Origin of the sequence: Paeniroseomonas aquatica (assembly GCF_030409335.1) — a bacterium.
Classification (GTDB): Bacteria; Pseudomonadota; Alphaproteobacteria; order Acetobacterales; family Acetobacteraceae; genus Belnapia; species Belnapia aquatica.
On the sequence record NZ_JAUFPN010000019.1, the window covers coordinates 1 to 9,650 of the forward strand.

The 9,650-nt window shown below is 75.4% G+C and carries 10 protein-coding genes and 1 pseudogene; 9 read left to right on the top strand and 2 right to left on the bottom strand.

Annotation, left to right across the window (positions count from 1 at the left end):
• On the bottom strand, positions 1-884 hold an 884-nt coding region (locus QWZ14_RS02120), incomplete at its 3' end, for a hypothetical protein (protein ID WP_290314911.1).
• On the opposite strand from QWZ14_RS02120, the gene rsfS reads away from it, so the two are divergent.
• The 7 genes from rsfS (at position 856) to QWZ14_RS02155 (ending at position 6,547) form a co-directional block, all read left to right on the top strand.
• The gene (gene rsfS / locus QWZ14_RS02125) at positions 856-1,470 is read left to right on the top strand and encodes a ribosome silencing factor (RefSeq protein ID WP_377753100.1); all 615 of its coding nucleotides are present in this window, start codon (positions 856-858) and stop codon (positions 1,468-1,470) included. The genes QWZ14_RS02120 and rsfS overlap by 29 nt on opposite strands.
• Positions 1,467-1,934: a 23S rRNA (pseudouridine(1915)-N(3))-methyltransferase RlmH gene (locus QWZ14_RS02130; RefSeq protein WP_290314912.1), complete on the top strand. Its 468-nt coding sequence runs from the start codon at positions 1,467-1,469 to the stop codon at positions 1,932-1,934. Before rsfS ends, QWZ14_RS02130 begins: the two co-directional genes overlap by 4 nt.
• A gap of 82 nt (positions 1,935-2,016) precedes the next feature.
• Complete coding sequence (locus QWZ14_RS02135) at positions 2,017-2,694, top strand: NnrU family protein (RefSeq protein WP_290314913.1); 678 nt, start codon at positions 2,017-2,019, stop codon at positions 2,692-2,694.
• Positions 2,695-2,737: 43 nt separating this feature from the next.
• Complete coding sequence (locus tag QWZ14_RS02140) at positions 2,738-3,712, top strand: Bug family tripartite tricarboxylate transporter substrate binding protein (RefSeq protein WP_290314914.1); 975 nt, start codon at positions 2,738-2,740, stop codon at positions 3,710-3,712.
• A complete protein-coding gene (locus QWZ14_RS02145; protein ID WP_290314915.1) occupies positions 3,709-4,389 on the top strand; it encodes an alpha/beta hydrolase in 681 nt (226 codons plus the stop codon). The genes QWZ14_RS02140 and QWZ14_RS02145 overlap by 4 nt, the downstream gene beginning before the upstream one ends.
• A gap of 48 nt (positions 4,390-4,437) precedes the next feature.
• Positions 4,438-5,247, top strand: a complete 810-nt coding sequence (locus QWZ14_RS02150; protein ID WP_290314916.1) for an SDR family NAD(P)-dependent oxidoreductase — start codon at positions 4,438-4,440, stop codon at positions 5,245-5,247.
• 4 nt (positions 5,248-5,251) lie between these two features.
• Positions 5,252-6,547, top strand: coding sequence for a hypothetical protein (locus tag QWZ14_RS02155; protein ID WP_290314917.1), 1,296 nt, complete (start codon positions 5,252-5,254; stop codon positions 6,545-6,547).
• Here the strand turns inward: QWZ14_RS02155 and QWZ14_RS02160 are convergent.
• Positions 6,544-7,236, bottom strand: a complete 693-nt coding sequence (locus tag QWZ14_RS02160; RefSeq protein WP_290314918.1) for a 2OG-Fe(II) oxygenase — start codon at positions 7,234-7,236, stop codon at positions 6,544-6,546. The two genes, QWZ14_RS02155 and QWZ14_RS02160, sit on opposite strands and share 4 nt — an antisense overlap.
• Positions 7,237-7,367: 131 nt before the next feature.
• On the opposite strand from QWZ14_RS02160, the gene gpmI reads away from it, so the two are divergent.
• On the top strand, positions 7,368-8,900 hold the full coding sequence (gene gpmI / locus QWZ14_RS02165; protein ID WP_290314919.1) for a 2,3-bisphosphoglycerate-independent phosphoglycerate mutase: 1,533 nt from the start codon (positions 7,368-7,370) through the stop codon (positions 8,898-8,900).
• Positions 8,901-9,170: 270 nt separating this feature from the next.
• Positions 9,171-9,650, top strand: a pseudogene (locus QWZ14_RS02170) (hypothetical protein); the annotation flags it as partial.

Below are 9,650 nucleotides of genomic sequence, written 5' to 3' on the forward strand. Positions count from 1 at the left end.
GACCGGGACGAGGCGCCGCGCAGCCGCAGCACCCGTCCGGCCGAGCGGGACGAGGCTGCACCCCGCAGCCGCAGCCCGCGCCCGCCGATCAGGGGCGACGCCGCCCCGCGCAGCCGCAGCCCCCGCCCCTCGGAGCGGGACGAGGCCGCGCCGCGCAGCCGCAGCACCCGTCCGCCGGCCAGGGACGAAGCCGCACCGCGCAGCCGTAGCCCACGCCCCTCTGAGCGGGACGAGGCCGCGCCACGCAGCCGCAGCACCCGTCCGCCGGCCAGGGACGAAGCCGCACCGCGCAGCCGTAGCCCACGCCCCTCTGAGCGGGACGAGGCCGCGCCACGCAGCCGCAGCACCCGTCCGCCGACCAGGGACGAAGCCGCACCGCGCAGCCGCAGCCCACGCCCCCCGGAGCGGAACGAGGCCGCGCCACGCAGCCGCAGCACCCGTCCGCCGACCAGGGACGAAGCCGCACCGCGCAGCCGCAGCCCACGCCCCCCGGAGCGGAACGAGGCCGCGCCACGCAGCCGCAGCACCCGTCCGCCGAACAGGGACGAAGCCGCACCGCGCAGCCGTAGCCCACGCCCCGCGGAACGGGACGAGGCCGCGCCACGCAGCCGCAGCCCGCGCCCGGCACCCCGGGTGGAAGCAGCGCCGCGCGTCCGCAGCGCCCGCCCGCCGGCGGCCGGCCGGGACGATCCGGCGCCGCGCAGCCGCAGCCCCCGCGCCGTGGCCCGCCCGCGGGACGAGGAGGCGCCCCGCACCCGGCGCACCGTCGAGCCCATCGCCCGCTCGCGGACCAGCACCCGGCCGCCCTCCCGCGACCGCTCGGAGGACTCGCCGCGGGTCCGCGCCGCCTCGGTGGTGAAGCCGAAGACCCTCGGCCGCGCCACCGCCAAGGCCTCGCCCAACCGCCGCGCCACCGCCGCCCCGGTGCCGGAGGCGAAGATCATCCGCCGCCGCGTCGGCGTACCGCCGAAGCCGGTGCCGCAGGACGACGGGCCGCCGCGGCCTGTGGTGTCCAAGGCGCAGGCGGTCGCCGGGCCGGATGTCGCCAAGCCGGCGAAGGGCAGCCGCGCCAAGCCGAAGGTCACGCCCGACCGGCTGGAGCAGCTGGTCAACGCCGCCCGCACCAGTCTCGAGGACGACAAGGCCGAGGACATCGTCGTCCTCGACGTCACCGACCGGGCCAGCTACGCGGACCGGCTGGTCATCGCCACCGGCTTCGTCGACCGGCAGATCCAGGCCATGGCGAACCATCTCGAGGATGCGCTCGAGAAGGTCGGCATGAAGCTGCGGCGGGACGCGATCCAGGCCTCGGACGATTGGGTGCTGATCGACTGCGGCGACATGATCATCCACCTCTTCAAGGCGGAAGCCCGGGCGCTCTATGCGCTGGAGCGGATGTGGGGGCCGGAGAGCCCGCAGGGCGACGAGGATGGCGCGACGCTGATGGACGGGGACCAGCTCCCCGAGTGAGCCGGCAGCCGCGGCTGATCGCCGTCGGCCGGCTGAAATCCGGGCCGGAGGCGGCGCTGTTCGAGCAGCACAACGCCCGCCTCCGCCCGCCCTTCGCGGTGACGGAAATCCCCGAGGCCCGCGGCAGCGCCGGCGAGATCCGCCGGCGCGAGGGTGCCGCGCTGCTGGCCGCCCTGCCCGAGGGCGGCTTCGCCGTCGCCCTCGACCTCGGCGCCGCCGCACCGACCAGCGAGGCGCTGGCCGCCCTGGCCGAGCGCTGGGACGGCACCGGCCGGGCGCTCTGCTTCCTCATCGGCGGGGCGGAGGGGCTCGGCCCCGCGGTACTCGACCGCGCCGACCACCGGCTGTCGCTCGGGCCGCTGACCTGGCCGCATTTCCTGGTGCGTGGCCTGCTGGCCGAGCAGTGGTACCGGGTGCAGGCGATCCGCGCCGGCCACCCCTACCACCGGGCCTGGCGCCCCTAGCGCAGGATCGATTCGGTCCAGGCACCCTCCCCATGCCAAGCTCCCGCGGCGCCGCGGGGCGCCTGCCACGGGGAGGTTGTTGATGGGCCTGTTGATGATCGCGGCGCTGGTCTGGGTCGGCGCGCATGTCGGCATCGCCGGCACCGCGCTGCGCGGCGCCATCGTCGCCCGCACCGGGGAGGCCGGGTTCCGCATCGGCTATTCGCTGCTCTCGGTCGCCGCCATCGTCTTCCTGGTCCGGGCCTGGCAGGCGGCGGAGACCACGCCGCTGTGGTTCGCCCCCGCCTGGCTGCGCTGGCTCCTGGCGCTGGTCATGCTGCCGGCCTTCGTTCTCTTCGTTGCCTCCTTCCGCCGCAACCCGACGGCGGCGGGCGGCGAGGCGCTGATCGGCGCCGGGGCGACCGGTATCCAGCGCATCACCCGCCACCCGATGCTCTGGTCCTTCGCGCTCTGGGCGGCGGTGCACGTGATCGGCAACGGCGATACCGCAGCGGTCGTCTTCTTCGGCGCCTTCCTCGTCACCGCCCTGGCGGGGATGCCGAGCATCGACGCCAAGCTGGCGAAGCGCGCCCCGGCGGATTGGGCGAAGCTCGCCGCCGCCACCTCCATCCTGCCCTTCGGCGCCATCGCCGCCGGCCGCAACCGGCTGGCACCCGGCGAGATCGGCTGGCTGCCGCCAGTCGTGGGGCTGCTGGCCTGGGCGGCGCTGCTGCACTTCCATGCCCGCTTCTTCGGGGTGGCGCCGCTGATCCTCGGGTGACAGCGGCGGCCGGCCGGGGCAGGCTCGGCCGCCGGAGGAGACCATGCCGATACTGCACCGCAGGCTGCTGCTGGCCGCGCCTTGCCTGCTCATGCCGAGGCTGGTCCGCGCGCAGGCCTGGCCCGCCCGGCCGATCAGCTGGGTGGTGCCCTTCCCGCCCGGCGGCATCACCGACAATACCGCCCGGCTGATCGCCCAGGGGCTGCAGCCGCTGCTCGGCCAGCCGATCATCATCGAGAACCGGGCCGGCGCCGGCGGCAGCGTCGGCGCCGAATACGTCGCCCGGGCAGCGCCGGATGGCCATACCTTGCTCTATGGCACCCAGGGCACCCAGGCGGCGAACCTCGCCCTCTACCCCGGCCTGCGCTACGACCCGCTGAAGGATTTCGCCGCCATCCATGCCCTGGCGGCGACGCCGAACCTGCTGGTCTCCCACCCCGGGCGGCCATGGCAGGATGTGGCGGGGCTGATCGCGGCAGCGCGGCGTGACCCCGGCGGGATCACCGTCGCTTCCACCGGTGTCGGCACCAGCACGCATCTCTCGGGCGAGGTCTTCCAATCCGTCACCGGCGTGCGCTTCACCCATGTGCCCTACCAGGGCGCGGCCAAGGCACTGAACGACCTCGTCTCCGGCACCGTCGACATCATGTTCGACAACCCGGTCACCACCGTGCCGCTGATCAATGCCGGCCGGCTGCGCGGGCTGGCGGTGACCGCGGCGGCACGGGTGCCGATGGTGCCCGCGGTGCCGACCCTGCGGGAAGCCGGCGTCACCGGCGCCGATAGCGGATCCTGGGCCGGAATCTTCGCCCCGGCGCGGACGCCGCCCGCCATCGTGGCCCGGCTGGCCGATGGCGTCGCCCAGGTGATGGCGGACCCGGCGCTGCGGGAGGCCTTCGCCGCCAATGGCCGCGAGCCGCTGGACGGGCTGCGGGGCGAGGCCTTCCAGGATTTCGTCGCCGCCGAGGTGCCGCGCTGGCGCGCCATCGTCGAGCGCTCCGGAGCCCGCCTCGAATGACCGAGGACGATGGCCCGGAGGCGGGGCGACTCCGCGCCCGGCCACGCCCCTTCGCCCCGGCCGGCTGGCCCCTGCCGGCCGGGCTGCATCCGCTCGGCATGGGCGGCGTGCGGGATGGGCTGCTGCGGGTACCGCCGCCGATCGAAGGCCCGCTGCCCCTGATCCTCATGCTGCACGGCTACGGCAGCGGGGCGGAGCAGGCGTTGCGGCGCATCCTGCCGATCGCCGATGCGGCGCTGGTCGTGCTGCCGGAGAGCCTCGGCGCCACCTGGGACGTGCTGGAGGGCGGCTACGGGCCGGATATCCGGCGGCTGGATGCGGTGCTGGCGCGGATCCTGGCGGACTGGCCGGTCGACCCGGCGCGGCTGGCCATCGCCGGCTTCTCCGACGGCGCCTCCTACGCGCTGTCGGTCGCCATGATGAACGGCGCGCTGTTCAGCCATGCCCTGGCCTTCTCGCCCGGCTTCGCCGCGCCGCTGCATCTCGAGGGCCGGCCGCGCAGCTTCCTCAGCCATGGGACGGAGGATGCGATCCTGTCCATCGACCACTGCAGCCGCCGGCTGGTGCCGAAGCTGCAGCGCAGCGGATACCCGGTGCAGTACCTGGAATTCCCCGGCGGGCACGCGGTGCCGGCCGCCGTCGCGGAGGCGGCGCTGGCCTTCCTGAACGCGGCTTGACCTGCCGGCTGCGGCTGCCAGCATCCGCGGCAAGCAAGGGGAAACGCCATGGACACGATCACCGAGAACCTGCAGGGCAAGGTCGCCATCGTCACCGGCGCCGGCTCCCGCCCCGGCGAGGGCGTCGGCAACGGCCGCGCCGCCTCGATCCTGCTGGCCCGCGCCGGCGCGAAGCTGGTGCTGGCCGATGCCGTCCCCGAATGGGCCGAGGACACCCGGCGGATGATCGAGGCCGAGGGCGGCGAGGCCATCACCGTCACCGGCGACGTGACGAAGCCCGAGGATTGCCGGCGCATCGTCGCCGCCGGCGTCGAGCGCTGGGGCCGGCTCGACGCGCTGGTGAACAACGTCGGCATCGGCGGCGCCCAGGGCACCGCCGAGGAGGTCGACCCGGCGGAATGGGCGCAGGGCCTGCTGGTGAACGTCACCTCCATGATGCTGATGGCGAAATACGCGGTGCCGGAGATGCGCAAGGCCGGCGGCGGCGCCATCGTCAACATCGGCTCGGTCGCGGGGCTGAAGGGCGGCCATCCCTCCCTGCTCTACCCGACCAGCAAGGGCGCGGTGGTGAACATGACCCGCGCCATGGCGGTGCATCACGCCAAGGACGGCATCCGCGTCAACTGCGTCTGCCCAGGCATGGTCTATACCCCGATGGTCCAGGCCAATGCGATGACGCCGGAGAAGCGCGAGGCGCGGCGCCGCCGCAGCATCCTGCAGGTGGAGGGCAGCGGCTGGGACGTCGGCGCGGCGGTCGCCTTCCTCTGCGGCGGCAATTCCCGCTGGATGACCGGCGCCATCGTGCCGGTCGATGCCGGCGCCACCGCCATCGCGGCGCTGCCGAGCGGGCTGGGCTGAGGCCATGCCGCGGGACCGCTACGGCCAGCACCTCTCGACCGGCTCGGCCGCCGCGGCCGCGGCCTATGACGCCGGCAACGACCTGCTGCTGACGCATTGGCCCGGCGCCGCCGAGGCCTTCGACCGCGCCATCGCCGCCGACCCGGGCTTCGCCCTGGCCCATGCCGCCCGCGCCCATGCGGCGCTGCGGGAAGGCGACGCGGCCGCGGCGAAGCGCTCCCTCGCCACGGCCGAGGCCCTGTCCCCCGGGTTGCCCGAGCGCGAGGCGCGGCACCTCCGCTACTTCTCCCTGTTCCTGACCGGCCAGGCGGAGGCGGCGCTGGCCGCGCTGCCGGGGCACGTGGCGGCCTACCCGCGCGATGCCACGGTGCTGGTCACCGCCATCACCCCGAACGGGCTGATCGGCAGCAGCGGCCGCGCCGACCGCCACGAATACCTCGTCGGGCTGATGGACGGGCTGGCGCCGCATTACGGCGACGACTGGTGGTTCGGCGCGATGCACGGCATGGCGCTGTCCGAGGCCGGCCAGGGCGCCGCGGCGCGGCCGCGGATCGAGCGCTCCCTGGCGGCGCGGCCCGACAATGCCTGGGGCGCCCATGCCCTGGCCCATGTCTGCTACGAGGCCGGCGAGACCGATGCCGGCCGCCGCTTCCTGCGCGGCTGGCTGCCGGGCTACCCCGCGGCGGGCTCGCTGCACGGGCATCTCGCCTGGCACCTGGCGCTGGGCGAGATCGAGGCCGGGGACGCCGAGGCGGCCTGGCGGCTGTTCGCCGAGGCCTGCGGGCCGGCGAGCCATACCGGGCCGTCCCGGCTGAAGCTGACCGATGCCGTCTCCTTCCTCTGGCGCTGGGAGCTGGCGGGCAACCCGCGCGATGCGGAAGGCTGGCAGGCGATCCACCGCTTCGCCCGGGCGACGTTCCCGAAGCCCGGCATGGCCTTCGCCGACCTGCATGTGGCGCTGGCCGAGGCGGTCGCCGGCGACGGCGCTGCGCTGGAGGCCTGGGTGGCGCAGGCCGAGGCGCTGGAGCGCGCCGGCCGCTACCCCTCCGGCGCCGTGCTGCCGGCGCTGGCCGCGGGCTTCTCGGCCTTCGCCCGCCAGGATTATGCCGGGGCGGTCGAGGCGATCGCACCGGTGGTCGCGGAGCGGGACCGGATCGGCGGCAGCCGGGCGCAGATGGATCTGGTGGAATTCACCCTGCTGCGCGCCGCCGTCGAGGCCGGGCGGCCGGAGGCGCTGCCGGGGCTGCTGGCGGCGCGGCGGCCGGGCCCGGCCCCGGTGCCGGTCGCGGGGCTGCGCTAGGCCGCATCGTGGAAGATGATGCCGAGCGTATGCCGCTGCCCACTGCGCAGCCGGCTGACGCCGTGGCGCATCGTCACGCGGTAGCTGCCCCGGCTGCCCTGCACCGGCCGCTGCGCCACGGCGAAGACCGCGGCCTCGCCCTGGGCCAGCGGCACCACCTCGGCGCGGGACTGCATGCGCGGGCGCTGCTCGGTGAGGACGAACTCGCCGCCGGTGAAATCCTCCCCCGGCACCGAGAGCAGGACCACCACCTGCAGCGGGAAGACATGCTCGCCGTACAGATCCTGGTGCAGGCAATTGTAGTCGCCGGGGCCGTAGCGCAGCAGCAGCGGCGTCGGCTTGGCCTGGCCGGCGGCGTGGCAGCGGGCGAGGAATTCGGCGTGCTCCGCCGGGTAGCGCACCGCCAGGCCCATCGCCGCGTTCCAGCGGTTCGCCACCGGCACGAGCCGGGGATAGAGCGCGCCGCGCAGGGCCTGGACCGGGTCCGGCAGCGCCTCGGCGAAATACTGGTACTCGCCGCGGCCATAGCCGTGCCGGGCCATGACCACCCGGCTGCGGAACAGCGCCGGCTGCTCGTACAAGGCGACCAGCGCCTGGCATTCCGCCGGGGTCAGGACCGGGCCCAGCCGGGCGACGCCCTGGGCATCGAGTTCCGCCGCAGCCATGTCCCAGTCGATCAGATCCCGCATCCCGTCCTCCCGCTACCGTCGCCACGCCTATGACCGTGATCGGCCTCGCCCGCCTGCCGCCGGTTGCGCCGGCATGGCGGCGGCGTTAAGGCCCCAAGGCTGAGGCCCGCAGGCCAGACCGGAGGTTTCCCATGCCCGCACCCCGCCCCGTCATGCTGTGCATCCTCGATGGCTGGGGCTGGCGCGAGGAGGTGGCGGACAATGCCGTGCGGCAGGCCCACACGCCCAATTTCGACGCGCTCTGGTCCGCCGGGCCGCATGCCTTCCTCCGCACCTCGGGCCGCGACGTCGGCCTGCCGGACGGGCAGATGGGCAATTCGGAGGTCGGCCACCTGAACCTCGGCGCCGGCCGGGTGGTGATGCAGGACCTGCCGCGGATCGACGCGGCGGTGGCCGATGGCTCCATCGCCACCATGCCGGCGCTGGCCGGCCTGATCGCGGCGCTGCGGGCCTCGGGCGGCACCTGCCACCTGATGGGGCTGGTCTCGCCGGGCGGGGTGCATAGCCACCAGCGCCATGCCGCCGCCCTGGCCGGCGTTCTCTCCCGGGCCGGCATTCCGGTGGCGATCCATGCCTTCACCGATGGCCGCGACACCCCGCCGGAGGCCGCCCCCGGCTACCTGGCGACGCTGGAGGCCGATATCGCCGGCTTCCCCGGGGTGCGCATCGCGACCGTCACCGGCCGCTACTTCGCCATGGACCGCGACCACCGCTGGGACCGCGTCAGCCAGGCCTGGCGCGCCATGGTGCTGGCCGAGGGCGCGCATGCCGCCTCGGCCGCCGCCGCCGTCGCCGCCGCCCATGCGCAGAAGGTCACGGATGAATTCGTCCCCGCCAGCATCATCGGCGACTACGCCGGGATGCGCGACGGCGACGGGCTGCTCAGCTTCAACTTCCGCGCCGACCGGGTGCGGGAGATCCTGGATGCGCTGGTCGACCCGGCCTTCACCGGCTTCGCGCGGCCCCGGCTGCCGCAATTCGCCGCCGCCGCGGGCATGACCGAATACTCCACCAGCCTGACCAGGCTGCTCGGCACGCTCTTCGCGCAGCAATCCATGCAGGATTTGCTGGCCGAGGTGGTCGCCCGCGCCGGCCTCAGGCAGCTGCATGCGGCGGAGACCGAGAAATACCCGCATGTCACCTTCTTCCTGAACGGCGGGATCGAGCCGCCCTTCCCCGGCGAGGACCGCATCATGGTCCCCTCCCCCAAGGTCGCCACCTACGACCTGCAGCCGGAGATGTCGGCGCCCGAGCTCTGCGACAAGGTCGTCGCGGCCATCGGCACCGGCACCTACGACCTGGTGGTGCTGAACTTCGCCAACCCGGACATGGTCGGCCATACCGGGATCCTGTCGGCGGCGATCCGGGCGGTGGAGACGGTGGACGCGGCGCTCGGGCGGATCGTCGCCGCGGTTCGGGCCCAGGGCGGCGCCCTGCTGGTGACCGCCGACCACGGCAATTGCGAGCTGATGCGGGACCCGGCGACGGGCGGGCCGCATACCGCCCATACCACCAACCCGGTGCCGGTGCTGCTGGTCGGCGGGCCGCCCGGCGCCGGGCTGGCCGATGGCCGGCTGGCGGATGTGGCGCCGACCCTGCTGGCGCTGATGGGCCAGCCGCAGCCGGCGGCGATGACCGGGGTGTCGCTGCTCAGGCCCCGCTGATCCGGCGGCCCGGACCGCGCCGCCATCACCGACCCGCCGGTCATCGGGGCCCGCGGCGGTAACGCCGTTCCGCCGGGCACCGGCCGAGCCGGCGCGGCGGGCACGACCGCGCCCGCACGCCTGGCCTGCCCCCGACCGGATGTCGGGGAGTAACCCCGCTCGCGCGGCCGGGGCGCACCGTGCTACCCCGGCGCCGTCTTGACCCTCGCCGCGCCGACGCCCGCCGCACCACGCCGCCGCTGTAGCCGAGCCCTCCGTCGGCTCGGCGCGGTGCTGTTCGCGCTGACGGTCTCCACCGCTAGCCCGGCCCAGTCCCCGACCCCGCAGGCCGTCCAGGACGCCCAGCGCACCGCCCAGGCGGAACGCGAGGCCGCCGAGGCCGCCACCCGCGCCGCCCGGGCGCCCGCCCTCGAGGAGCGCCACCTGACCGAGCGGCTGGTCGAGGCCGCCCGCCGCGCCCAGGCCGCCGACCAGCGGCTGGCGGAGGCCGAAGCGCGCACCGCCGCCGCCGCCGCCGCCGCCGGGGCGGCCAGCGCCCAGGGCCGCGACCGCGCCAACGCGCTGGCGCCGATGCTGCCGCTGATGCTGCGGCTCGGCCTCTGGCCGGCGGAATCGCTGCTGGCGGTCCCTGGCCCGCCGGAGGACACGCTGCGCGGGCTGCTGGTGCTGCAGGGCCTGTCCCGTCACCTGGCCGCCGAGGCCGGGGCGCTGCGCGCCGCCGAGGCCGAGGCCAGCCGGCGCGGCGCCGCC